Genomic DNA, 22,243 nt, shown 5'->3' on the forward strand with positions numbered 1-22,243 from the left:
TCAGCTTCCGCGTCCGACGCGTCCTTGACGCAGTGCCTCGACCACTTGCTCCTTGGGACCGTCGGCCACGATATGGCCGTTGTCGATCACGATCAGGCGGTCGACCAGGTCCAGCAGGGCGGTGCGGTGCGTGACCAGCAGGATCGTCTTGGTGGCGCTGGCTTCACCCAGCCGCTTGCGCAGCTGCGCTTCACTCTGGTGATCCATGTTGCTGCTGGGCTCGTCCAGCAGCAGGATGGGCGGATCGTTGATCAGGGCGCGGGCCACCGCCACCGACTGGCGCTGGCCGCCGGAGAGGGATTCGCCGCGTTCGCCGATGATCATGTCGAAGCCATCGGGGTGCAGGTTGGCGAAGTCGGTGACGCCCGCCATGTTGGCGGCAGCCAGGATGCTGGCGTCGTCGGCGTAGGGCGCGCCCATCGCCAGGTTGTGCTTCAGGCTGCCATAAAACAGCAGCGGGTCCTGCGGAACGTGGCCGATGGCGCGCCGCACGTCGGCCGGATCGATCTGCCGCACGTCCACGCCGTCCAGCAGGACTGCGCCCTCGGTAGGTTGGTACAGCGCCAGGGCCAGCTTCTCCAGCGTGGTCTTGCCGGAGCCGATGCGGCCGATGATGCCGACCTTTTCGCCCGGCTTGAGCTTGAAGGACACTTTCTTCAGCACCGGCTGCTTGCTGCCGGGATAGCTGAAGGTCACGTCGCGGAACTCAATGCCGCCATGGAAGACCGGGCGATGCAGGAATTCGGCTTCCGCCGGACGTTCGATCGGCAGCTTCATATAGTTGTCGATCGAACCCAGCGAGGTGCGCGCGTTCTGGTACTGCATCAGCAGTCCGGCGACCTGGCCGAGCGGGGCCAGGCAGCGCCCGGCGATCATGGAGGCGGCGATGATGCCGCCCATCGATATGGCGGATTCCTGGGCCTGGTAGACGCCGATGATGACGACGGAGATCGACACCAGTTGCTGGATGGCCTGCACGAAGCCGACCGTGGACGACGAAATCAGCTTCAGTTTGCCGCCGGTCAGGGCGATGTACTCGGTGGCGCGCTCCCAGTTGCGCTGGATGGAGCCCTGCGCGTTGAGCGTCTTGACGGACTCCAGACCGGTCAGGGCCTCGACCAGGGTCGCATTGCGCTGCGACGAGGCCTGGTAGGAAGCCATGGTGAGGGATTCCATGCGGGCTTGCGCGGCCAGCGACACCAGCAGGATCAACACGATCGCGACCAGCGGCGGCAGCACCATCCAGGGCGAGATCCAGGCCAGCGCCAGCAGGAACAGCAGAATGAAGGGCAGGTCGACCAGGGTGGTGATGGTGGCCGATGCGATGAAGTCGCGGATGGATTCGAATGAACGCAGGTTGGCGGCGAAGGAGCCCACCGACACCGGCCGGCCCTCCATGCGCAGGTCCAGAACGCGTTCCATGATCTGCGCCGACAGGCGCACGTCGACCCGTTTGCTGGCGCTGTCGACCACGTGGGAGCGCGCAGTGCTCAGGATCATGTTGAAGATCACGACCAGGGTGATGCCGATGGCCAGCACCCAGAGCGTTTCGACAGCGTTGTTCGGCACGACGCGGTCATACACGTTCATGGTGAACAGCGGCATCGCCATCGCGAAGATGTTGATCAGCAGGGCGGCGATCAGCGCGTCGCGGTACAGGCGCCGGTTTTCCATGATGGCGGCCCAGAACCAATGGCGTTCGCGCACCTTGGCGACTTCGGGCGCGCGCGCGTCGAAACGGAACTGCGGGCGCACGAAGCACACCAGTCCGGTGTATTGCGCAGATAGTTCCGCGGCGCTCATTTCCATGGAGCTGCCGCCCAGTTCGGGGTGGCTGACGACGTAGTTTTCGCCGTCTTTCTTCAGCAGCAGGCAGGCGCGTTCGCCGTTGAGCAGCAGGATCGCGGGCAGCAGGTCTTGCGAAATGCTTTCCAGCGTGCGCTTGACCACGCGGGCCGAGAGCTGGGCACGCGCGGCGGCGCGCGGCAGCAATGCCGGCGTCAGCTTGTGTTCTTCCAGCGGCAGGCCGGCCGACAGCGCCTGAGCCGTCGCCGTCACGCCATGCAGCCGGGTGATTTCAACCAGGCAGTCCAGCAGCGGGTCGTCGTGCGCCGCGCGCGCGTCAGCGCGCCACTCCCGGGCCGCCATTTCAGATAACTTGTCCATCTTCGTCATCCAGCAGGTCGAGGTGTTCGGAGAGGCGCGCGCGCTGTTGCTTGCGCTGGGTCAGCTTTTGTTGAGCCTGGATAGGCAGGTCGGTCATACGCAAGGTGCCATTGGCTATCAGCGCGTCGATCAGGTCTTCCAGGACGCGGACGAAGTCCGCATCCAGTTGTGAGAAGTCGTTGCCCTGTTTCTGCATATGGTCTCCTTGCGCTTGCATCGCCTAGGGTTTGGCCTTGGGCGAGTTTACCGGGATGAACGTGGGCGGCAGGTTGCCCTCGTTGTATTGCACGCGCACGGGCGCCAGGCGGGCCGAGTCGGGGATCGTCGAGTTGCAGAGCTTGATGACTTCGTCGGAGACTTCCAGCTTGCCGTTTTCTTCAGGCATTTCGTTGCGCGCGGGCTGCAGCGACAGCGCCGGCAGCAGCGCGTGCGACAGCGCCAGCCAGCGGTATTGCGCGATCTGCAGGTCATACAGCGCGTTGGTCAGGGCGCGGCGCGATTCGAACAATTCGTTTTCGGTGTCCAGCAAGTCCAGCAGCGAACGCTGGCCGATCTGGAATTGCTGGCGGTAGGCTTCGCGCACCTTGGTGGTGGCCACTTCGTGGTCACGCAGGAAGGGCAGCTTCTGGCTCAGGCTGGCGACGTTGTTCCAGGCCACGGCCAGGTCCTGCTGCACATTGCGGCAGGTGTAGTCGCGGATGTCGCGCGCGGCATAGGACTGCGCGGAGGTCTGGCGCACGCGGGCGGAGTCGGAGCCGCCGCGATACAGGTTGTAGCTCATGACAACCTGGACGCTGGAGTTCTGGATGTCGCGGTTTTGCGGCGTCGGGTCGTTCTGGTCGCGGCCGGTGGCGGCCACGAACTCGAACTTGGGCGAGAAAGCGCCCTTGGACGAGGCGACGCCTGCCTGGGCGGCCTGCAGTCCGGCCTGCTTGGACAGGAAGCTGGGGTTGCGGCGCAGCGATTCGTTGAAATCGGCGGGTTTGACCGGCAGCTTGCCGCTGATATCGGGCGTGGGCTGCATCGCTTCAGGGGGCAGGGCACCGGTGACGCGCTGGAAACGCTGTTGCACGTCCAGCAGGTTGGCGGTTTCGGTCATCAGGTTGGTCTGGGCCAGCGCCAGGCGCCCGCCGGCCTGTTCCAGGTCGACGCGGCGGCCCACGCCCGATTCGGCGCGCTCATTGATCTGCTTGAGCGTTTCTTCGTGCAGGGTGTAGTTCTGGCGCGCCAGCAGTTCCATGTCGCGATAGCGCTGCAGGTCGATATAGGCCTGCACTGCGCCGAAGGCGGTGTTGTCGCTGGTCGCCAACAGGTCATAGAAGCGCGCCAGCTTGTCGAAGCCGGCTTGCTTGACGTCGTTGCTCGTACGGAAGCCGTCGAAAATCAGCTGACGCAATTCCACGCTATAGCCGGGGCGGTTCCAGCTCTGCGACCCGACTCCGGGCACGTTGTTGCGGTATTCGCGGCCCACGTAGCCTTGCGCATTGATCTGCGGGAAGAACGCGCCGCGAGCGACGGCCTGGCCTTCCAGCGAAGCCTGGAAATCATGGTACTTGGCCTGGATTTCCGGGTTGCTGAGCAGGGTCTGCTCGACGACCTGGTTCAGAGTGACCCCAGCTGCCCCGGAGGCGGGGGCTGCTGACTGTGCAAATGCCGCAGGAACGAATGCCAGGGCAAGGACCGAAGTCGTGCTTTTGAGCAAAAACGAAGCCATAGTGATTATTCGCGAGTCGAGTTAGGAATTAATGGCCGCCATATTGTGTGGAAATGTCAGATTTGACGAGTCAATATTTGTTAATTCTTGACGAAGTTTTCCGGTCGGCAGTTTGGGTTTCTTCGCGCATCATCTCTTAATTAGCTTGAATTTGCACTAATTTCGCGATATTCCAGATTTGTGATCCGGTTTAATGCAGGATAAATGCGGTTTATTGCGCTTTATTTCGCGGTTTGGGTGAACACGGCGCACAACGATTATATCGGTTTGATAATTTTGTATCTGTTTTAAATACCCGAATTTGTATCTGTAACTGTTTGGTTGCGGTTCGATTGAGGTATGGAAATAAGACGAAGTGACCCCGCCATGTCTTAGCATGGTAGTGTTGGTACTGGTATATAAGGTGCAGTTGTACTAGGTTGAGACCCTGTGCATAATTCGCTCATGCCGCAGTGGCTGGCGCCCGGGATCGTTGTTTGAACCGCGCGCGGCACGAGCCGGATTGTCTATTTGCAGAGCGCATCCATGGCCCAAACTCTTTACGACAAACTCTGGGACGCCCACGTCGTCCATCAGGAATCAGACGGCACCTGTCTGCTCTATATCGACCGCCACCTGGTGCACGAAGTCACCAGCCCGCAGGCGTTCGAGGGCCTGGCGATGGCCGGCCGCAAGCCGTGGCGCACGGGCGCCAACCTGGCAGTCGCGGACCACAACGTGCCGACGCTGAACCGCGCCCAGGGCATCGACGATCCGATTTCGCGCCTGCAGGTGGACACGCTGGACGCCAACTGCGAAAAGTACGGCATCACCGAATTCCGCATGAATGACCTGCGCCAGGGCATCGTGCACGTGATCGGCCCGGAGCAGGGCGCGACCCTGCCCGGCATGACCGTGGTCTGCGGCGACTCGCACACCAGCACGCACGGCGCCCTGGGTGCGCTGGCCTTCGGCATCGGCACTTCCGAAGTGGAGCACGTGCTGGCGACCCAGACGCTGCTCATGAAGAAAGCCAAGAGCATGCTGATCAAGGTCGACGGCGAATTGCCCTTCGGCTGTACGGCCAAGGACGTGGTCCTGCACATCATCGGCATCATCGGCACGGCCGGCGGCACGGGCTACGCCATCGAGTTCGCCGGCAGCACGATCCGCGCCCTGTCCGTGGAAGGCCGCATGACCGTCTGCAACATGGCCATCGAAGCCGGCGCTCGTTCCGGCATGGTGGCGGTGGACGACAAGACCGTCGAGTACTTCCGCGGCCGTCCCTTCGCGCCCACGGGCGTGCTCTGGGATCAGGCGGTGGGCTACTGGCGCACCCTGCATACCGATGAGGGCGCCAAGTTCGACGCCGTGGTGCAAGTCAACGCCCGCGACATCAAGCCGCAGGTCACCTGGGGCACGTCCCCGGAAATGGTGCTGCCGGTGGATTCCCGCGTGCCGGACCCCGATCGCGAAAAAGACGACGTGCGCCGCAGCGGCATGGAGCGCGCGTTGCAGTACATGGGCTTGAAGCCGAACACGCCGCTTACCGATATCCGCGTGGATCGCGTGTTCATCGGTTCTTGCACCAATTCGCGCATCGAAGACCTGCGCGCGGCGGCCGCGGTCGCACGCGGCAAGCATGTGGCCTCCAATGTGCGCCAGGCCATGGTGGTGCCGGGCTCGGGCCTGGTCAAGCAGCAGGCCGAGCGCGAAGGGCTGGACAAGATCTTCATCGAGGCGGGCTTTGAGTGGCGCGAGCCGGGCTGCTCCATGTGCCTGGCCATGAACGCCGACCGCCTGGAACCGGGCGAGCGTTGCGCCTCTACCTCGAACCGCAATTTCGAGGGCCGGCAAGGGCAGGGCGGGCGCACCCATCTGGTCAGCCCGGCCATGGCCGCCGCCGCCGCCGTCGCCGGCCATTTCGTCGACGTCCGCACTTTCCGTTAAACGTCACGCACCGAGTATCGACATCATGCAAGCATTTACCACTCACGAAGGCCTGGTGGCTCCGCTCGACCGCGAAAACGTGGACACGGACCTCATCATTCCCAAGCAGTTCCTCAAATCCATCCAGCGCACCGGCTTTGGTCCGAACCTGTTCGATGAACTGCGCTATCTGGACCATGGCGAACCCGGCATGGACAACAGCAAGCGTCCGCTGAATCCGGATTTCGTGCTGAACCAGCCGCGTTACCAGGGCGCGTCGGTGCTGCTGGCGCGCAAGAACTTCGGCTGCGGCTCCAGCCGCGAACATGCGCCCTGGGCGCTGACGCAGTTCGGTTTCCGCGCCATCATCGCGCCGTCCTATGCCGACATTTTCTTCAACAACAGCTTCAAGAACGGTCTCTTGCCCATCGTCCTGTCGGAACTGGAAGTCGCGCGCCTGTTCGACGAAGTGAAGGCTTTCCCCGGCTACAAGCTGCGCGTCGACCTCGACCGCCAGGTCGTGGTGGCGGCGGATGGGCGCGAGATGGGTTTCGACATCGAACCCTTCCGCAAGTACTGTCTGCTCAACGGCTTTGACGATATCGGGCTGACCCTGCGCCAGTCGGACAAGATCCGCGCTTTCGAGGCCGAGCGCCTGGCCCGCCATCCGTGGCTGGAAAGCCGTCCCATCGCCTGACGCCACCATTCTTCTGATTACAGGATCGTTTTCGTATGACTCACAACATCGCAGTCTTGCCGGGTGACGGCATCGGCCCGGAAATCGTCGAACAGGCCGTGCGCGTCCTGAAGGCGCTGGACGTGTCCTTCGATATCAAGCAAGCGCCCGTGGGCGGCGCCGCCTTCGATGCGTTCGAGCATCCGCTGCCGCCGGCCACGCTGAACCTGGCCAAGGAATCGGACGCCGTGCTGTTCGGCGCCGTGGGCGACTGGAAGTACGACAGCCTGCCGCGCGAGTTCCGCCCCGAGCAGGCCATTCTGGGCCTGCGCAAGGCGCTGGGCCTGTTCGCCAACCTGCGTCCGGCCATCCTGTATCCGGAACTGGCCAGCGCTTCGTCGTTGAAACCCGAGATCGTGTCCGGCCTGGACATCCTGATCATCCGCGAACTGACTGGCGACATCTATTTCGGCACGCCGCGCGGCGTGCGTTCCTCGCCCGACGGCGCCTTTACCGGCGAACGCGAAGGCTACGACACCATGCGCTACGCGGAATCCGAAGTGCGCCGCATCGCACGCATCGGCTTCGAATCGGCGCGCAAGCGCAACAAGAAGCTGTGCAGCGTGGACAAGGCCAACGTGCTGGAGACCTCGCAGTTCTGGCGCGACATCGTCATCGAAGTGGCGCGCGAGTATCCCGACGTGGAACTGTCGCACATGTATGTCGACAACGCCGCCATGCAGCTGGTGCGCAACCCGCGCCAGTTCGACGTCATCGTGACCGGCAATCTGTTCGGCGACATCCTGTCCGACGAAGCGGCCATGCTGACCGGCTCGATCGGCATGCTGCCTTCGGCTTCGCTGAACGCCGGCGGCCAAGGCTTGTACGAGCCCAGCCACGGTTCCGCGCCCGATATCGCCGGCCAAGGCATCGCCAATCCGCTGGCGACCATCCTGTCCGCGGCCATGCTGCTGCGCTATTCGCTGAATCTGGCGCCGCAGGCTGACCGCATCGAGGCCGCCGTGCGCCGTGTGCTGGCCGACGGTCTGCGCACCGCCGACATCTTCGAGCCGGGCACGACCAAGGTCGGCACGGCGCAGATGGGCGACGCAGTGCTGAAAGCGCTGGCCTGATCTTCTCGGGATCGAGCCGCCGGGCGCCCGTGCGCCTGGCGGTTGAAGCGCCGTAAAACAAGGGGCAGCCCGGCTGGGTCGCCCCTTGTTTTGCTGTTGTGGCATCGCCTCGAAAGCGCTCTGTATCCATTGCGGCCCCTATTATTTCTAGCTGCGCCGCAACATCCGGCCGTGCATTCTGATAAATTGTTGAATTGCACGGCTTTTTCCCCTGGACCCTAGTTTCCACACCTTTAAAGAGCGATTGAAATGAATCAAGCAGTAGGCCTTGTCGGCTGGCGCGGTATGGTCGGCTCGGTGCTCATGCAACGCATGCGCGACGAGAACGACTTCGCACTGATCGAACCGGTGTTTTTCTCCACCAGCAACGCTGGCGGCGCCGCGCCCACTTGGGCCACTGGCGCAGGCCCGCTGCAAGACGCCTACAACATTGACGCTCTGAAAAAACTGCCGATCATCGTGACGGCGCAAGGCGGCGACTACACCTCCGAGGTCTATCCCAAGCTGCGCGGCGCAGGCTGGAACGGCATCTGGATCGATGCCGCCAGCACCCTGCGCATGGCCGATGACGCCATCATCGTGCTGGATCCGGTCAACCGCCCGGTCATCGACGCAGCGCTCAAGCGCGGCGTGCGCAACTTCATCGGCGGCAACTGCACCGTCAGCTGCATGCTGATGGGCCTGGCCGGCCTGTTCAACAACGACCTGGTCGAATGGATGACCTCCATGACCTACCAGGCTGCTTCCGGCGGTGGCGCGCAGCACATGCGCGAGCTGCTGACCCAGTTCGGCGAGATCAACGGGTCGGTCAAGTCGTTGCTGGACGATCCCGCGTCGGCCATCCTGGAAATCGACCGCGGCGTGCTGGCCAAGCAAAAGGATCCGGCGCTGCCCCACGAGCACTTCGGCGTGCCGCTGGGTGGCAACCTGATTCCCTGGATCGACAAGGACCTGGGCAACGGCATGTCCAAGGAAGAGTGGAAGGGCGAGGTCGAGACCAACAAGATCCTGGGCCGCGGCGCCGCCTTCGGCACGCCCGCCACGCCGATCGACGGCCTGTGCGTGCGCATCGGCGCGATGCGCTGCCACAGTCAGGCGCTGACCATCAAGCTCAAGCGCGATGTGCCGCTGGACGAGATCGAAGCGCTGATCGCCGAAGGCACGCAGTGGGCCAAGGTCGTGCCCAACACCAAGGAAGCCACGGTTTCCGCGCTGACGCCGGTCGCTGTTACCGGCACGCTGGACATTCCCGTGGGCCGTCTGCGCAAGCTGTCGATGGGCTCGCAGTACCTGGGTGCTTTCACCGTGGGCGACCAGCTGCTGTGGGGCGCCGCCGAGCCGCTGCGCCGCATGCTGCGCATCGCGCTGGCCGAAGCCTGATGCCGTTGCAGGCGGCGTTCGGCGCCGCCTGAGCAGGCACGCAAGGCAAGCAAGGGCACCTCAGGGTGCCCTTGCCGTTTGCAGGGCGTCTGTACCGTGTCGGCGGACAGGCCTGCCAGCAAGCGCGGCCGGGCCTTTCAGGTTTGTGAAATGCGCATGATCCATTACACTTTTCCCGTGAATTGATGCCAGTTCTCACCGATATGGCGTGATCCGGCTCCAGCCCGCAAGTCGACTACAAGACGGAATTCCAGCTTATGACCCAGCGTTCGCGCCAAGTGAAGCATGCCCGCCGTTTAAAAGCCCTGCAGTGGGCGATTGCGCTGGCGATTGGCTCAAGCGTGTGCAGTACCGCCATGGCCATGCGCGTGGGGCATTCGCGGGTGGTTTCCGTGCCGGGCGCGCCGCTGCAGGCGGTGGTGGGATTGCAGGAACTTACGCCCGAGGAAATCGCATCGCTCAAGGTGTCGGTGGCCGACGAGGCCTCCTGGCAACGCGCGGGCCTGAAACCGCCGGTCCCGCTGGCAAGCATGGTGGTCCGGGTTGAGGACGGCCTGGACGCCACGCGCAAGAATCTGCGCGTGCGGGCCTCGCAGCCGCCGGCCAGCGGCGCGGTTGATCTGCTGCTTGATATCAGCTCCAGCTCCGGGCAGCGCCAAGTGCAGGTCAGCATCCTGGTGCCGTTGCGCGGCACCACGGCCGACGTGACGCCGGCCGCGGTCGGCACGCCGGGGCGTGCGGCGGGATCGCGTTCGGTCAACGTGAAGTCTGGCGACAATCTTTTCGCGATCGCGCAGCGCAATGCCGTGCCCAACGCGTCGGTCTATCAGATGCTGGTGGCCTTGTGGCGCGCCAATCCCGAGGCATTCATCCAGAACAATATGAATCTGGTGAAGGCTGGCCAGAGGTTGACGATTCCCGACGCGGCCACCGTGCGCGCGGTGGATCCGGCCGAAGCGCGGCGCATCTTCAATGAGCATGCCGAGGCATTCGCGAAGTACCGCGCGCGCATCGGCGCGGCGGCCGGCGCGAATCCGTCCGTGGTCCAGGGGCAGGGCGCGGCTTCGGGCAGCGTTGCGCCTCCCGCAGATGCCGGGGCGGCCAGCGCATCGCCGCCGCAGGATCGCGTTCGCTTGTCCTCCGGGCAGGCGCAAGACAGCGCGTCGGCCCAAGCCGAGGCGCAGGCTGACGCCAGGACGTCGAGCGAGCGCGCCATGGCCGATGTCCAGGGGCGTGTGAGCCAACTGCAGAGTAATGTCGACGATTTGAACAAGGCGGTGGCACAGCAGGGCACCGCTGGTGCAACGGGCGCTTCGGGTGCAACGGGCGCTTCGGGTGCAGCGGGCGCTTCGGGAGCAGCGGGCGCTTCGGGTGCAACGGGCGCTTCGGGTGCAGCGGGCGCTTCGGGAGCAGCGGGCGCTTCGGGTGCAACGGGCGCTTCGGGTGCAACGGGCGCTTCGGGTGCAACGGGCGCTTCGGGTGCAACGGGCGCTTCGGGTGCAACGGGCGCTTCGGGTGCAGCGGGCGCTTCGGGTGCAACGGGCGCTTCGGGTGCAGCGGGCGCTTCGGGTGCAGCGGGCGCTTCGGGTGCAACGGGCGCTTCGGGTGCGGCGGGTGCTCCGGGTGCGGCAGGCGCTTCGGGCGCTGCGGGTGCGGCAGGCGCTACGGGTGCGGCAGGCGCTTCGGGTGCAGCGGGCGCTTCGGGTGCAACGGGCGCTTCGGGCGCTTCGGGTGCAGCGGGCGCTTCGGGTGCAGCAGGCGCTCCGGGCGCGGCAGGCGCTCCCGGCGCAACAGGAACGGCAGGAGCCGCGAGCACTCCCGGCGCCGCCGGCGCTTCTGGGACACCTTCGCCAGATCAGGCCGCCGGTACGCCGGCAGGCAAGGATTCTGCCTCGGACATGCCTGCGTGGCTGGCCGACAATCTGCTCGTTATCGTCACCGCAGTGCTGGCGCTGATCGCATTCGCGATTGCCTGGCTCTTGCGCCGGGCCGGCGCGCGGCGCGGGGACGATGACGAGGAAACCTACGAATTCAACGAGCCAGCGCTGGATACGGCGGCGCTGAACCGCAAGCTCGGAAGCATCAATCTCGACCTGGACGAACCGCCCACGGACGAACCGCACCGTGTCGGCGGGCCACGGGTTTGATACATGTCTAGAGTTGCATTGGGGCTGGCGTATGACGGCTCCGCCTGGCAGGGTTGGCAGACACAGCCGCATCGGCAAACGGTGCAGGACACGCTGGAGGCCGCCCTGGGCAGTTTTTGTGGTGTGGAAGGGCCGGTGGCGACCATCTGCGCCGGCCGTACGGACACCGGTGTGCACGGCGCGATGCAGGTAGTCCATCTGGACACCGAGCTCGATCGCCGGATGGAATCCTGGGTCCGGGGGGTGAACGCCTTCCTGCCACCCAGTATTTCGGTCCAGTGGGCGCAGCCGGTATCGGACGAATTCCACGCGCGATTTTCCGCGCGCGCCCGCACCTACGTTTATCTGTTGTGGCGCGGCCGCGTTCGGCCTGCGTTGTGGGCCGGGCGGGCTGGCTGGTGTTTTCAGCCGCTGGACGTCGATGCCATGCGGGCCGCGGCAAACGCCTTGCTGGGCGAGCATGACTTTTCCAGCTTCCGTTCCTCGCAATGCCAGGCCAAGCATCCCGTGCGTCATCTCTACCGGCTGGACATCGATGAACGCGGGCCGTTCCTGGTGTTCACCCTGAAGGCCAATGCCTTCCTGCATCATATGGTGCGCAATATCATGGGCGCACTATTGCAGATCGGGCAAGGGCGCGAATCGGTGGACTGGATGGCGCAGTTGCTGTCCTGGCGCGACCGCAAGCGGGGCGCGCCGACCTTCGCGCCCGATGGGCTGTACCTGTCGGCCATCGATTATCCGGAAGCGTTCGGCCTGGATGAGCTCGACGGGGGATCGCAGTTGCTGTCGCCGTTTACTCAAACCTATTAGGGATGTCGCCGGCAACGGCGATGCCTGTCCATATCCGATGGAGGCTCTTGCCATGCAACGCCGCGCGTTTTTGAAGCAGACCGCCCTGGGCGGCGCCGCCCTGGTCGCTCCGGCGTTCGCGCAGGAAGTCCCGTCGACCGAGGAAAACGCCAGCGCTGTCCCGTCGGAACCGCCGTCGGCTCCGCAAGAGGCTCCGGCCAGTCCGCCGCCCGCTCCGGTGGCCGCGCCCGAAGCGCCCGCGGTGGTGGCAGCCCCATCCAAAGTCGCATGGCGGCTGGCCTCCAGTTTTCCCAACGAGTCTCCCACCTTGTTCGCCGGCGCCGAAGACGTGGCGCGTTACGTGAACGAGGTGACCGACGGGCGCTTCAGTATCGAGATCTTTCCCGCCGGCGACCTGGTGCAGCCGGGCCAGGTGCTGGAAGCCGTGCAGCACCGCGTCGTCGATTGCGGCCATACGGCGTCGACCCGCTACTTCGATATCGACCCTGCGCTGTGCTTTGACGCCGGCGTGCCGTTCGGCCTGAACACGCGGCAGATGAACGCGTGGATGACGCAGGGCGAAGGCCTGGCGCTCACGCGCGTGCTGTTCGACAAGTACAACATCCTGAACTTTCCCTGCGGCTATACCGGCGCGCAGATGGGCGGCTGGTTTCGCGGGGAAATCAAGACCGTGGACGACCTGCGGGGGCTCAAGGTGAAGGCCGGCGGGTTCGCCCGCCATGTGCTGGCGCGGATGGGCGCGACGCCCGTGGACGTTCCGGTGGCCGAAGCCTATGGCGCGCTGGAGCAGGGCGTCGTGGACGCCGTGGCGTGGATCGGCCCGTACGACGATGAAAACCTGGCTCTCTATAAAGTGGCCAGGAATTACTATTTTCCGGGCTGGTGGGCGGGCACGCTGCAGCTGTCCTTGTATGTGAACCAGGACGCCTACGACGAGTTGCCCAAGCCGTATCAGTCCGCTTTGACGCTGGCATGCCGCATGGCGACTGCCAACATGATCGCCAAGTACGACGCTGGCAATCCGGACGCGCTGCGCCGGCTGGTGTCGCGCGGTGCGCAGTTGAAGGCGTTTCCCAAGCCGGTCCTGCAGGCGAGCTACGAGGCGTCGCTGGCCGCCTACCAGGAAATGAGCGCCAAGGATCCCATGTTCAAGAAGCTGTACGACAGCATGGCGGCGTTTCGTGACAAGGAAACGCCCTGGTTCCGTCTGGCCGAGGGCAGTTTCGACAATCTCGTGGCCACCATGGGCCAGCCCGCCGCGTAGGCGGTGCCTGCACGCCGGATATACTGATTCGACCAGCCGCGCAGGGCGGCCACGCAAGCGAAGAGTTTCATGCGCACACGCATCAAGATCTGTGGATTGACCCGGGAACAGGACATCGACGCCGCCGTTGCGGCGGGCGTCGATGCGATCGGTTTTGTGTTTTACGCCAAGAGCAAGCGTTGCCTGACGCCGACGCGCGCAGCTCAGTTGCGGCGCATGGTGCCGGCCTTTGTCGACGTGGTGGCCTTGTTCGTGAATGCGCAAGAGGCCGAGGTGCAGGCCGTGCTGGACCAGGTCAAGCCGGAGCTGCTGCAGTTCCATGGCGATGAAACGCCGCAGGATTGCGCGCGCTACGGTCATCGCTTTCTAAGGGCATTCCGTGCCGGCGCGCCCGGTCTGGATACCGCGGAAAGCCTGGCCTCTTCGTGCCGCGCCTATGGCGAAGCCGCGGGCTGGTTGTTCGATAGTTACAGTGCGGGATACGGCGGCAGCGGCCATGGCTTCGACTACACCCTGCTAGACGAGGTGAGGGCCGATCCGGTGTCGCGGCCCCTGATTCTGTCGGGCGGCTTGAACGCAGAAAACGTCGGGCAGGCGGTGGAATTGATCAGGCCTTGGGCGGTCGATGTGAGTAGCGGCGTGGAGCTTGAGCAAGGAATTAAAAGTTCTGATAGAATCTCGTTCTTCGTTGCTGCAGCGCAAGCGGCAGACGCGAAGCTGAAGGGAAATTAGTTAGTGCAGTGCAGGCGGTTTGAAGCGGTGCGGCAATGCTGAAAAGCGGCGCTTAAAGTTTCTTGGAACAAGTTCCTAAGAACGGACTCTTCAAAACGCGTTGCGCAAGGAAGTTTGAAGGCATGCGAAAGTAAACGCCGCAAATTTCGAAGCGCAATAAATAATGCAAAAAATCTTGTTAGACGATTTGCATAGTTTAAAAAAGCACTATATAATTCTTCTTCTTTGCAGGCGGTTAGCTCAGCTGGTTAGAGCGCCACGTTGACATCGTGGAGGTCGTTGGTTCGATTCCAATACCGCCTACCAAATTCCTGCAAAGTGGTGCCTAGCACTGCCTGAAAAGCCGCGTAAGTCTTTGACTTCGCGGCTTTTTGCTTTCTGCGCCGCCAATTGCTGCCAAGTAGTGCCAAGAGATTTAAGGGTAGGAATGAGGGTAAGGCGTCCCGGGATAAGGGTAAGGCTTCCGTACCCTTATTGTTCTGGAGTTTGTGCGCACTCGTCGAGATAATCGGACCACCATTGCATTAACTGCCGGCGCTCATCGAGGTATTCAGCGTGGTTGTATGCGCGCCGGATTAAATTGCGTTCCTTGTGCGCCAGCTGCCGTTCGATTACCTCCGGGCGCGCACCGCTACGCTCGTTCATGATGGTAGAAGCTAGGCCACGGAAGCCGTGCCCGGTCTGCTCACCCTCAAACCCCAGAATTTTGAGCGCCTTGTTGATGGTCTCTGCGCTCATCGGAATCTTGGCCGGGTCGCGCAGCCCGGGGAACATCATGCGGTACCGGCCGGTGTACTGAGACAGCTCGTCCAGCAGGCCCTGAACTTGCCGCGACAGCGGGATTATGTGGTCCGCGCCGTTCTCCTTGGTGACCAGCGTCCCCTTCATCCTGCCGGCCGGGATCCGCCACAGCGCGCCGGCCCTGTCCAGCTCCGTCCATTCCGCCCAGCGCAGCTCATTGGTGCGCGGGAAGGTGTGCATCATGATCTGGATGGCAATCCGGGTTTCCGGCCGGCCGTGATAATTCTTCACGCGCCCGATGAGCGTGCCCAGGGCCGCCTCGTTCACGTGAGGGAAGTGCTTGACCGGCGCGCGCGGGTCCAAGAACCGTTTCAGTCCCTGGGTGGGATCTGCCGGCGCGCGGCCGGTGCCGACGGCGTACTGAAACACCATGCTGGTGGCGCTGATGAACCGCTCGGCCATATCCGGCGCACCGCGGGCTTCAATCCGCTTCGCCGCGTCCAAGACTGCCTTGCCTGGGATCGCATCGATCGCATCGGCGCCGAAGTAGGGGTAGGCGTCGTTCTTGAGCGTGTTCGAAATTCGTGCATGGTAGCCCGCGCTCCACGTCGGCAGCCTGAGCGCAAGCAGTTCGGCCGCCACCGCCTGGAACTGGCGCTCGGCGTCGGCCCGCTCGGCCTGCACTACCTCAAGGCGGTGTGCGACCGGATCCAGGCCCTGCGCCAGCAGCTCGTCGACGCGCGCGCGCTCGGCGCGGGCACGGGCCAGCGGCACCGCGGGGTAGTCCCCGAACGTGAGCATGCTTTCCTTGCCTGTTTGGGGGCTGCGATAGCGCATGCGCCACTTCTTGGCGCCGGAGCGCAGCACCTCCAGGTACAGGCCTCCACCGTCGAACAGCTTGTTTCCGCCGGCGGTGCTGAACTTGGCCAGGCGGCACTTGGGGTCTGTGAGAGGTACTACTTGACGAGCCATTGCGTCCTCAATTCAGTTCTTCGAAACGGCCTGATAGCCATCAGGATCGGCCAGCCAGGCGAGGATATCCGCGCCCCGGTACGCCGTGCAGTTCGGCGACCGGGACACCGGACGCGGCGCGCGGCCTTGCAGAATGCGGTGGCGCCAAGTCTCGCGCGAAAACGGCACGAGCGCCGCGAATTGCCCCCAACGGTATAGACCGTCAGGATGTATCGCGGCCTGGGGCGCAGGCGCCGCGGCCGGTGCTTGGTGTTGGGCTGCGTGTGCCATTACTGCTCCTTGTTGTCGGCTGAGGGGTTTACGCCCATCACATAGACGCAGTTCGGCGTTACCGCACACATGAGCATATGCTTATGCTGAGGTGGCGCTGCTTCCAGGACTAGGCTGAACGCGATGCTAAGCACCAATAGCCCAGCAACTGCTTTCCATATGTTCACGATCCCTCCTTCGCCAATTCATCAGCTCGCACAGTCACCCGCTCAACCGGTATGGCATTGCCGCTAGTGAACTTCTCCCGTAGCAGCATCCCATCCCTCGCCAGCGCCACCAGCTCGTCGCGCTCTACGCGGCTCAGGCTGACCGTCTCGCCGAAGGGCTTACAGCACGTTTGGCGCTGGGCTATCTGCTCCAGTTGGTCCTTGGTCATTACCATAGGTCCTCCGAAAATAGTTGGTCGCCTTGGTACTTGGTTGGGTCATCCGGCCGGATCATTTGCCCGTTCTTACTGGCCAACTCGTAAGCCTCGCGTCGGTTCAGGAATCGCCCGGTGTCATCCAGGAATCCCTGGATGTCAGGCCCAGGGATTCCGCCCATCGCTCGGATCACGTGGTGGTGCCGGTTGGGTGCAGGGAGCGAATGCACTTTCCCTGCATGCTTGATCGCTACATGCGTGATCTTGGGCAGGTCAGCCATTTGTGCCTCCGTCCTTGTTGTCGGGGTGGGCTCTGACAGCTATATCGGCTGCGGCACGAACGATGGCGCGATTCGGGTCAAAGTCTGTAGCTAGTGAGACTTCTCCGTCATAGTCCCAGGCGATGCAGTCCCAGCCGCCGCCCTCCAGGGGAACCAGGCCGAGCCGCAATTTCACCTGCAGACGGCGGTTGTCGCCGTCGTCGGTGAGCGGGTTCCAGATCCTATGTATATCTCCGGTGACATCCCACACGATCTTCCCGCCGGCCGTGAAGTCGAGCTTCATCCCAGCAGCCTTCGCCGCCAACTCCAACAATTCGCGGTCACTCTGCATCGCTCCCTCCGTTCTTCTGCGCGCCCGGTTGCGCGGAATCCGGCTCGGGCCAATCAATGCCTTCTGAACGTGCCAAGTTGCGCATGTCCGCAGCGATCTGCTGCGGCGTTTGCGGCTTCCACTTGTCGTCGCCTTCCGAATTCGGAGCGCCCGGTTGCGCGGACAGGGCGGCGCGGAGCCGTTCCACCTCATCCAATAGCATGGGCAATGCGGTGCGGGCCACCATGACGAATGCGGCGTTTGCTTCTTGCATGCCGCCCACGTGGGGAAATGGCAAGCAAACGGCTACCGGGCAAACGGTTGTTCCGTTCACTGAGGCGAAAAGCGGGAATTCTCGATACCCCTCATCGTCTGCATATGGTTTTCCGAGGCTCCAAGGACCTGGCGTCGCCTTCGCCAGTAGGCCGCGAAGTTGATCAATGTCGATGTTCATTGAGGCTCCCTGTTTACCTGGAGCATCTTCAGCGCACGGATATTTCGGCCCATCCTTTCCATGGTCTGGTTCGCCATTGCCTCGAGTTCCGTGCTGGGCGCGGCCATCAGCCACGAATCACACACGCTCGCCGCTTCCTCCAGCACCGCATTGCGCACCGCCTCGCTGGCCTGGGGCGCGGCATCGCCATACACCAGGGGCCGGACGTGGGCCTTTGCATCCCAGCCTGCGGCCTCGGCATTCAGGCGCTGCTGTTCGGCGTATTCGTGCGCGCTCTCTTCGTTGACCACCAGACGCTGGATGCGGCCATAGGAAATCACGGCATGCGCCACCGCCTCCCCGGCTACAGGGGCGCTTGCTTCACCTTTCAAGTGATCGCGGATCATGTAGGCCACATCCATATCCGCGCAGCTATCGCTATTCCCGCATCGTGGGCACACCGAATCTGAGTTCTCCAGGTCCTGTAGAACGCTCTGGAGCATGGCACGGTCAGTAGTCGTGGCTATAGGGGCGCTTGCCAGGGCGGCGCGGCGTCCTCGTTCTTGCCAAGCCGCGTGCGCTGCGTTCTCAGTCGTCAAAGAGTGTTCCGGGCACGCTTGGTTTTCATCCCACCAGATTCGGAACGCGGCATTCTCCGCATACCCGCGCTCGCGCTCATCGGCTACAGGGGCGCGCAGCTTGGACAGCAGGACGGATTCGACGGCGCGGCCCAGTTCCAATAACCCAGCATCGTCCATGATGGTGCGCGAGGGGCCACCCATTTCATGGACTCGGGTGATATTCAGACTGTCGGACGCGTTGATGGCAGAGCGCAGGATTTCTTCATCCGTCAGCACTGCTTCTTGCTTGGCCGACTGGGCGGCGGGGGTGTGGTCGGTCATTCGAATAGCTCCAGTTGCTGCGGCGCTGTTTGGATGCCGCGCGATTGTTTCCACTGCTCGAAGTCGCTGCCATCCTGGCCGCTCGTGTTGTGGCGGCGTCGGCGTTCGAGCAGGGCATCCCATTCGGCGTAGAGGCCCATGTCTCACCCCTCCTGCTGCTGAGAGGCGGAAAACGACGGCTCGAACTCAAGATCGACTTCCCACCGTCCAATCTCAGGGCCGGTCATCCCATCGAACAGGGCGAACGTCAGCGGCCAATTAGCCTCAAAGCCGTCATGGTTGTGGAAGTAGTCTTCGGCGCAGGCTTCCGCTTCTTCCTCGTCGATATCATCGACAGACGAGCGTTGAACAAAATCCGGGGCCATATCCCGGCTGCCTACGCCAGACTGCGGCCAGACACGCGCATACCAAATGCTCATGCTTCACCCCCTTTGCCCTGCTGGGCGGCAATGGCGGCATCAGCGGCCGCGTCCACCTGATCGGCGCTCGGCGGCGTTTCGTCGTCCAGGTCACACCCCAACGCTGTGAGGGCGGTGTCCATGCGATCCAGCCATCCCAAATCTTGTTGGGTGATAGCGTTGCGGAACGACCGCCACCGCTCCGCATCCCGCGCATCGCCAGCAGCGGGAGCGGGGACCGCATGCGCCCCGTTATAGATGCAGTGCGATCCCTGCCAGACGCCTACGCTGACGCCGCGAGGATCGGGGTCGAGGGATACGGTGATGGGAGCGTCCTGGGTGGTGGCGGGAGGGGTGCAGTCCGGGCACGGCTCAGCGTCGTAGCCGGAATGTGGCGTCAAGCCACCTACCATCCCGTGACCGTTGCAGGTCTGGCACGGCGCGGCGGGCAGCGGCATCCAGTGCGTGGGCTGACTGACCTTGTAGTCCTCATTCGTTTCCCACCATGCGCCGCGATGAAACTTCACCGCTCCAAAGCTGCAGTCGTGAAGTGCTCCGGTATTCCAGTAGCCGAGAATGCCGGTGCCGTCCTTCGGCGCTGATTCAATCGGCTTCCAGCCGGCGGGGAGGGTGGCGGTCATGTCAGGCTCCAGTGAAAAGGGTCAGCAGATAGCGCCAGAGGAAATAGAGGCCAGCGTTAAAAAACGCCAATCCGATGATCGCGCCCGGAAGACCCCAGGCGATGAGAAGGCTTTCAACGAAGTCATCGTCGTCTTCGTTCGGGTGCCACTTGTCTTCATTACGCATGGAAATCTCCAAGGCAATAGGAGGGCAGCCCCGCGAGGAGCTACCGGTAGGCTTTGGCCAAATCGGCGCTGATGGAATGGCCGCGCTTGCGCAAGGCATTCGCGATCAGTGCGCGGTCGCGGTGGCCGTCGACATGACGCAAGAGTCCGAGATAGCTGTTGCCAGTCTCGAAAACCTTCTCTTGGGGAAGCTCTTCGATGCGGCGCAGGGCGGTGCGGACGGAGCGGCGCCGGACTTCTCGGCGCCACGGCTTGATGACGTGCCCGGCGAAATCTACGCCGCGGTCGATGGGCTGGATGATGGTCTTGCGCGGGTTCAGTTCTAGGCCGAGCCGCGGCAGGTAGGCATTGACAGAGGCCAAGGCTTGCCGGAGCCACTGAGCGGACGGGTGAAGCAGTACAAAGTCATCCACGTAGCGCACGTAGTACTTGCCGCGTAGGCAGTGCTTCACGTGCTTATCGAGGCCGTCCAGCAGGATGTTGGCGAAGAACTGAGAGGAGAGGTTGCCTATGGGTAACCCGCAATGGTCTGGCGCTTCGCCCAGTCTCTTGTGCCTAGGAACCAATGCCAGCGTGGCGCGGTTGCCGCGTACCTCAACGTCCGGGCGAGGGTCATGAAACAGGATCTGGGCAGCAAGGCGCCGCCACCAGTGTTCAGGGATCTTCCCGCCTACCCGCAGCCAAAGGCTTCGCTTGTCGATGCTGACGAAGAAGTTGGCTAGGTCTGCCTTGAGGTACATGGCCGGGCGTGACCAGTTCTGCGTGACGCTGCGCACCTTCGAATCCAGCCGTTGGGCAGCATACAAAGTTCCTCGGCCGGGAATGCACGCACAGGAATCGGCAATGAACCCGGCCAGGAAGCGCGGGGCGATCTTGTTGTAGAGAAGGTGGTGAACCACACGATCCCGGAAATCTGCCGCCCAGACTTCGCGCGGCTTGGGGTGGGTAATCACAAAGCAGATCGAGCGGCCGGGGCGGTAGGCGCCACTCCGAAGTTCGTCGTCTAGCTGGGCCAGGTTGCGCTCAAGGTTCATTTCAAAGCGCAGGGCGCTGGCTGTAGTCCTTTTGAGCCGGCGACAGTCGAAGTAAGCCTGCACCAGCTCCGCGAACGAATGGCAAGAATCCATAGAAACTCCGAGCATGATTTGCGGACGGGGCGAACTCGGAACTCGTTGTTGCGGTTCCAGTTGTTGACGTTGCCGTTCTCGAAATTCACCGCCCAGGCGTTGTTGGAGCCGTAGGGCGAGACATCACGCTATCCACGTCGCCCCGCCGAAGGCTTGCCGGATCAGCGGGGAAACTGCGCGGGACCTGGGCGGCCTGAGCCGTTGGTTTCCTCTAAGGCGCATATCGGTGGCCTTGTGGGCCAGCGGCGTGACCAGATCATTAAGCGCGTTGACCCTGCCGCCGTGACGGCGGGGCAGCAAGCGCATTCTCGGAGTGTTTCAGCCATCCTGTGGCCTGACGGCCGATGCTGTCAGTCAAATTGATCGCTTCGCCGTACTGCCCGCGAGAGATCAACCGAAGATCGGCCGCCAGCCGAAGCGACAGATTTGCCGCCTCTACCCCTTCCCGAAGGATTCGGATGATGGGCGGCCTGTCCGATGCCGAATTAGCCCGATACACCAGTGTGACCAAGTCGAAGCACTGCTTGCGCAGGTCGGCTCCGAAGTCGGCCTTGTAGTTCCTGGGCATATTGGCCACCAGCTTCGTGACCAACAGGCTCAGGTCATAGGTAACCTTGAAAATCTTGGTGTCTGTGTGCAGGGCCATGGCATCAGCGGGCTACGCCCGCAAAGGGTTAAAGGGGTGAAGCGATGATGCTGCGGACGGGGCGAACTCGGAACTCGTAGCCGCGGTTCCAGTTGAGGACGTAGCCGTCCTCGAAATTCACCGCCCAGGCGTAGTCGGAGCCGTAGGGCTTGTTCGTCCAATACCAGTCGTCCTTTTCGAACAGGTCCGGCACGTTGATGTAGGCCAGCATCATGTCTTCCTGGTCTGGGGCGCGCCAGTCGCCATGGCCGTTGACTTCGCCCCGGTCAGCCACGGCAGTTGTCAGGTCGTTGAATGCGACATCCGCCAAGTCGAATTCCTTTCCACCAGGGACGATGACGTGATGGGCCACGCCATGGACGAGACGCGTGCCGATGAAGACGCCGCCCTGCTCGGGCCATTCCTGCCCGATGGCGGGCGTGCTGGTTGCGGTTGCGGTCATGCAAGTCTCCTGCGGGCTGCGCCCGCTTAAGGGATAAATGGATCAATAGGTAAATCTGCGGACGGGGCGAACTCGGAACTCGGTGCTGCGGTACCAGGTGAAGACGTGGCCGTTCTCGAAACTCACCGCCCAGGCGTAGCGGGAGCCGCAGGGCGTCGAGGTCCAGTACGGTTTCGGCTGGAACAGATGGGGCAAATTGGCAGCGATGATTTGCAATTCCCGCTTGGCCGGCAGATAGAAGTCGGCGTGACCGTCGGCGCTGTAGGCCTTGGCAGCACGCGCCGCGGGATGACTGGTGTTCAGCCGGAGCAGGGCGTTGGTGTTCACCAGGCCATCCCAGCTACTTGCCTGAATCTCGCCGTCATCAGGGCTCCATTGGTAGGTGCCCTGCAGATCATCCTCGGCCACCACAAGCCCATAGACCGTGCCGTCATCACCAAGAATGTCGCCGGCGTAGATCCCGCCCTGGCCCGGCAGGTATTCGCCGATCTTTACCTGGTGGATAGGCTTTGCCGGCCGGGCAGACAGATAGCTTGCCAACGCGCTGAGCAAGGTCGAAGCGGGAATTTCCAGGCGCAAGCCGCCCGGATCCAACGGGATCATGTTGTTCATGGTCGTCCT

25 protein-coding genes, 1 tRNA gene and 1 pseudogene are annotated in these 22,243 nt (G+C 63.3%); 9 read left to right on the top strand and 18 right to left on the bottom strand.

Annotated elements, in window-relative coordinates; genetic code table 11:
• The 3 genes from ACM1PE_RS06660 to ACM1PE_RS06670 are packed head-to-tail and all read right to left on the bottom strand — an operon-like array spanning position 1 to position 3,880.
• Positions 1-2,166, bottom strand: coding sequence for a type I secretion system permease/ATPase (locus ACM1PE_RS06660; protein WP_419342740.1), 2,166 nt, complete (start codon positions 2,164-2,166; stop codon positions 1-3).
• Positions 2,150-2,362 carry a hypothetical protein gene (locus ACM1PE_RS06665; protein ID WP_042792889.1) on the bottom strand — a complete coding sequence of 71 codons (213 nt, stop codon included), beginning with the start codon at positions 2,360-2,362 and terminating at the stop codon, positions 2,150-2,152. Before ACM1PE_RS06665 ends, ACM1PE_RS06660 begins: the two co-directional genes overlap by 17 nt.
• 24 nt (positions 2,363-2,386) lie before the next feature.
• Positions 2,387-3,880: a TolC family outer membrane protein gene (locus ACM1PE_RS06670; RefSeq protein WP_059371196.1), complete on the bottom strand. Its 1,494-nt coding sequence runs from the start codon at positions 3,878-3,880 to the stop codon at positions 2,387-2,389.
• Between the two features lie 525 nt (positions 3,881-4,405).
• On the opposite strand from ACM1PE_RS06670, the gene leuC reads away from it, so the two are divergent.
• From leuC to ACM1PE_RS06715, 9 genes and pseudogenes are all read left to right on the top strand, one after another.
• A complete protein-coding gene (leuC, locus tag ACM1PE_RS06675) occupies positions 4,406-5,809 on the top strand; it encodes a 3-isopropylmalate dehydratase large subunit (protein WP_059371195.1) in 1,404 nt (467 codons plus the stop codon).
• 25 nt (positions 5,810-5,834) lie between these two features.
• Positions 5,835-6,485 (top strand): 3-isopropylmalate dehydratase small subunit, encoded by a 651-nt coding sequence (leuD, locus tag ACM1PE_RS06680; protein WP_054458281.1) that lies wholly within the window; start codon positions 5,835-5,837, stop codon positions 6,483-6,485.
• Between the two features lie 35 nt (positions 6,486-6,520).
• Entirely contained in the window at positions 6,521-7,597 is a 1,077-nt protein-coding gene (leuB, locus tag ACM1PE_RS06685; RefSeq protein ID WP_118934947.1) for a 3-isopropylmalate dehydrogenase, read from the top strand.
• A gap of 249 nt (positions 7,598-7,846) precedes the next feature.
• Positions 7,847-8,977: an aspartate-semialdehyde dehydrogenase gene (gene asd, locus ACM1PE_RS06690; protein WP_059371193.1), complete on the top strand. Its 1,131-nt coding sequence runs from the start codon at positions 7,847-7,849 to the stop codon at positions 8,975-8,977.
• Between the two features lie 257 nt (positions 8,978-9,234).
• Positions 9,235-11,124, top strand: a complete 1,890-nt coding sequence (locus ACM1PE_RS06695) for a FimV family protein (RefSeq protein ID WP_419342741.1) — start codon at positions 9,235-9,237, stop codon at positions 11,122-11,124.
• A 3-nt stretch (positions 11,125-11,127) separates the two neighbouring features.
• Positions 11,128-11,937, top strand: a complete 810-nt coding sequence (gene truA / locus ACM1PE_RS06700; protein ID WP_118933334.1) for a tRNA pseudouridine(38-40) synthase TruA — start codon at positions 11,128-11,130, stop codon at positions 11,935-11,937.
• Between the two features lie 52 nt (positions 11,938-11,989).
• Entirely contained in the window at positions 11,990-13,201 is a 1,212-nt protein-coding gene (locus tag ACM1PE_RS06705; RefSeq protein WP_118933333.1) for a TRAP transporter substrate-binding protein, read from the top strand.
• 57 nt (positions 13,202-13,258) lie between these two features.
• Positions 13,259-13,933 (top strand): annotated as a pseudogene (locus tag ACM1PE_RS06710) (phosphoribosylanthranilate isomerase); the annotation flags it as partial.
• Between the two features lie 229 nt (positions 13,934-14,162).
• Positions 14,163-14,239 (top strand) — tRNA-Val (locus ACM1PE_RS06715).
• 165 nt (positions 14,240-14,404) lie between these two features.
• Here the strand turns inward: ACM1PE_RS06715 and ACM1PE_RS06720 are convergent.
• From ACM1PE_RS06720 to ACM1PE_RS06790, 15 genes are all read right to left on the bottom strand, one after another.
• Positions 14,405-15,646, bottom strand: a complete 1,242-nt coding sequence (locus tag ACM1PE_RS06720; protein ID WP_306633315.1) for a tyrosine-type recombinase/integrase — start codon at positions 15,644-15,646, stop codon at positions 14,405-14,407.
• A gap of 12 nt (positions 15,647-15,658) precedes the next feature.
• Positions 15,659-15,916, bottom strand: a complete 258-nt coding sequence (locus tag ACM1PE_RS06725; RefSeq protein ID WP_419342742.1) for a helix-turn-helix transcriptional regulator — start codon at positions 15,914-15,916, stop codon at positions 15,659-15,661.
• Positions 15,917-16,079: 163 nt separating this feature from the next.
• The gene (locus ACM1PE_RS06730; RefSeq protein ID WP_419342743.1) at positions 16,080-16,292 is read right to left on the bottom strand and encodes a hypothetical protein; all 213 of its coding nucleotides are present in this window, start codon (positions 16,290-16,292) and stop codon (positions 16,080-16,082) included.
• A complete protein-coding gene (locus ACM1PE_RS06735; protein ID WP_419342744.1) occupies positions 16,292-16,558 on the bottom strand; it encodes a hypothetical protein in 267 nt (88 codons plus the stop codon). The genes ACM1PE_RS06730 and ACM1PE_RS06735 overlap by 1 nt, the downstream gene beginning before the upstream one ends.
• Positions 16,551-16,889, bottom strand: coding sequence for a hypothetical protein (locus ACM1PE_RS06740; RefSeq protein WP_419342745.1), 339 nt, complete (start codon positions 16,887-16,889; stop codon positions 16,551-16,553). Before ACM1PE_RS06740 ends, ACM1PE_RS06735 begins: the two co-directional genes overlap by 8 nt.
• Positions 16,879-17,322: a hypothetical protein gene (locus tag ACM1PE_RS06745; RefSeq protein ID WP_419342746.1), complete on the bottom strand. Its 444-nt coding sequence runs from the start codon at positions 17,320-17,322 to the stop codon at positions 16,879-16,881. The genes ACM1PE_RS06740 and ACM1PE_RS06745 overlap by 11 nt, the downstream gene beginning before the upstream one ends.
• Positions 17,319-18,203: a hypothetical protein gene (locus ACM1PE_RS06750; RefSeq protein ID WP_419342747.1), complete on the bottom strand. Its 885-nt coding sequence runs from the start codon at positions 18,201-18,203 to the stop codon at positions 17,319-17,321. The genes ACM1PE_RS06745 and ACM1PE_RS06750 overlap by 4 nt, the downstream gene beginning before the upstream one ends.
• Positions 18,200-18,343 (bottom strand): hypothetical protein, encoded by a 144-nt coding sequence (locus tag ACM1PE_RS06755; RefSeq protein ID WP_419342748.1) that lies wholly within the window; start codon positions 18,341-18,343, stop codon positions 18,200-18,202. Before ACM1PE_RS06755 ends, ACM1PE_RS06750 begins: the two co-directional genes overlap by 4 nt.
• A 3-nt stretch (positions 18,344-18,346) precedes the next feature.
• Entirely contained in the window at positions 18,347-18,622 is a 276-nt protein-coding gene (locus ACM1PE_RS06760; RefSeq protein ID WP_419342750.1) for a hypothetical protein, read from the bottom strand.
• Complete coding sequence (locus ACM1PE_RS06765) at positions 18,619-19,242, bottom strand: DUF551 domain-containing protein (protein WP_419342751.1); 624 nt, start codon at positions 19,240-19,242, stop codon at positions 18,619-18,621. The genes ACM1PE_RS06760 and ACM1PE_RS06765 overlap by 4 nt, the downstream gene beginning before the upstream one ends.
• A 1-nt stretch (position 19,243) precedes the next feature.
• On the bottom strand, positions 19,244-19,408 hold the full coding sequence (locus ACM1PE_RS06770) for a hypothetical protein (RefSeq protein ID WP_419342752.1): 165 nt from the start codon (positions 19,406-19,408) through the stop codon (positions 19,244-19,246).
• A 40-nt stretch (positions 19,409-19,448) separates the two neighbouring features.
• Positions 19,449-20,534: an RNA-directed DNA polymerase gene (locus ACM1PE_RS06775; RefSeq protein WP_419342753.1), complete on the bottom strand. Its 1,086-nt coding sequence runs from the start codon at positions 20,532-20,534 to the stop codon at positions 19,449-19,451.
• A gap of 259 nt (positions 20,535-20,793) precedes the next feature.
• Positions 20,794-21,180, bottom strand: a complete 387-nt coding sequence (locus ACM1PE_RS06780) for a four helix bundle protein (protein WP_419342754.1) — start codon at positions 21,178-21,180, stop codon at positions 20,794-20,796.
• A gap of 28 nt (positions 21,181-21,208) precedes the next feature.
• Positions 21,209-21,622, bottom strand: coding sequence for a DUF1566 domain-containing protein (locus ACM1PE_RS06785; protein ID WP_419342755.1), 414 nt, complete (start codon positions 21,620-21,622; stop codon positions 21,209-21,211).
• A gap of 42 nt (positions 21,623-21,664) precedes the next feature.
• A complete protein-coding gene (locus ACM1PE_RS06790; protein WP_419342757.1) occupies positions 21,665-22,234 on the bottom strand; it encodes a DUF1566 domain-containing protein in 570 nt (189 codons plus the stop codon).
• Between the last annotated feature and the right edge of the window lie 9 nt (positions 22,235-22,243).

It is taken from the genome of Achromobacter sp. PD1 (assembly GCF_048541815.1).
In the GTDB taxonomy this organism is placed as follows: domain Bacteria; phylum Pseudomonadota; class Gammaproteobacteria; order Burkholderiales; family Burkholderiaceae_B; genus Achromobacter; species Achromobacter bronchisepticus_A.

What these genes read in the sequence shown, in the direction of transcription:
- ACM1PE_RS06660 (WP_419342740.1), bottom strand. Translation starts at nt 2,166, where the DNA reads ATGGACAAGTTATCTGAAATGGCGGCCCGGGAGTGGCGCGCTGACGCG.
- ACM1PE_RS06665 (WP_042792889.1), bottom strand. Translation starts at nt 2,362, where the DNA reads ATGCAGAAACAGGGCAACGACTTCTCACAACTGGATGCGGACTTCGTC.
- ACM1PE_RS06670 (WP_059371196.1), bottom strand. Translation starts at nt 3,880, where the DNA reads ATGGCTTCGTTTTTGCTCAAAAGCACGACTTCGGTCCTTGCCCTGGCA.
- leuC (WP_059371195.1), top strand. Translation starts at nt 4,406, where the DNA reads ATGGCCCAAACTCTTTACGACAAACTCTGGGACGCCCACGTCGTCCAT.
- leuD (WP_054458281.1), top strand. Translation starts at nt 5,835, where the DNA reads ATGCAAGCATTTACCACTCACGAAGGCCTGGTGGCTCCGCTCGACCGC.
- leuB (WP_118934947.1), top strand. Translation starts at nt 6,521, where the DNA reads ATGACTCACAACATCGCAGTCTTGCCGGGTGACGGCATCGGCCCGGAA.
- asd (WP_059371193.1), top strand. Translation starts at nt 7,847, where the DNA reads ATGAATCAAGCAGTAGGCCTTGTCGGCTGGCGCGGTATGGTCGGCTCG.
- ACM1PE_RS06695 (WP_419342741.1), top strand. Translation starts at nt 9,235, where the DNA reads ATGACCCAGCGTTCGCGCCAAGTGAAGCATGCCCGCCGTTTAAAAGCC.
- truA (WP_118933334.1), top strand. Translation starts at nt 11,128, where the DNA reads ATGTCTAGAGTTGCATTGGGGCTGGCGTATGACGGCTCCGCCTGGCAG.
- ACM1PE_RS06705 (WP_118933333.1), top strand. Translation starts at nt 11,990, where the DNA reads ATGCAACGCCGCGCGTTTTTGAAGCAGACCGCCCTGGGCGGCGCCGCC.
- ACM1PE_RS06720 (WP_306633315.1), bottom strand. Translation starts at nt 15,646, where the DNA reads ATGGCTCGTCAAGTAGTACCTCTCACAGACCCCAAGTGCCGCCTGGCC.
- ACM1PE_RS06725 (WP_419342742.1), bottom strand. Translation starts at nt 15,916, where the DNA reads ATGGCACACGCAGCCCAACACCAAGCACCGGCCGCGGCGCCTGCGCCC.
- ACM1PE_RS06730 (WP_419342743.1), bottom strand. Translation starts at nt 16,292, where the DNA reads ATGACCAAGGACCAACTGGAGCAGATAGCCCAGCGCCAAACGTGCTGT.
- ACM1PE_RS06735 (WP_419342744.1), bottom strand. Translation starts at nt 16,558, where the DNA reads ATGGCTGACCTGCCCAAGATCACGCATGTAGCGATCAAGCATGCAGGG.
- ACM1PE_RS06740 (WP_419342745.1), bottom strand. Translation starts at nt 16,889, where the DNA reads ATGCAGAGTGACCGCGAATTGTTGGAGTTGGCGGCGAAGGCTGCTGGG.
- ACM1PE_RS06745 (WP_419342746.1), bottom strand. Translation starts at nt 17,322, where the DNA reads ATGAACATCGACATTGATCAACTTCGCGGCCTACTGGCGAAGGCGACG.
- ACM1PE_RS06750 (WP_419342747.1), bottom strand. Translation starts at nt 18,203, where the DNA reads ATGACCGACCACACCCCCGCCGCCCAGTCGGCCAAGCAAGAAGCAGTG.
- ACM1PE_RS06755 (WP_419342748.1), bottom strand. Translation starts at nt 18,343, where the DNA reads ATGGGCCTCTACGCCGAATGGGATGCCCTGCTCGAACGCCGACGCCGC.
- ACM1PE_RS06760 (WP_419342750.1), bottom strand. Translation starts at nt 18,622, where the DNA reads ATGAGCATTTGGTATGCGCGTGTCTGGCCGCAGTCTGGCGTAGGCAGC.
- ACM1PE_RS06765 (WP_419342751.1), bottom strand. Translation starts at nt 19,242, where the DNA reads ATGACCGCCACCCTCCCCGCCGGCTGGAAGCCGATTGAATCAGCGCCG.
- ACM1PE_RS06770 (WP_419342752.1), bottom strand. Translation starts at nt 19,408, where the DNA reads ATGCGTAATGAAGACAAGTGGCACCCGAACGAAGACGACGATGACTTC.
- ACM1PE_RS06775 (WP_419342753.1), bottom strand. Translation starts at nt 20,534, where the DNA reads ATGGATTCTTGCCATTCGTTCGCGGAGCTGGTGCAGGCTTACTTCGAC.
- ACM1PE_RS06780 (WP_419342754.1), bottom strand. Translation starts at nt 21,180, where the DNA reads ATGGCCCTGCACACAGACACCAAGATTTTCAAGGTTACCTATGACCTG.
- ACM1PE_RS06785 (WP_419342755.1), bottom strand. Translation starts at nt 21,622, where the DNA reads ATGACCGCAACCGCAACCAGCACGCCCGCCATCGGGCAGGAATGGCCC.
- ACM1PE_RS06790 (WP_419342757.1), bottom strand. Translation starts at nt 22,234, where the DNA reads ATGAACAACATGATCCCGTTGGATCCGGGCGGCTTGCGCCTGGAAATT.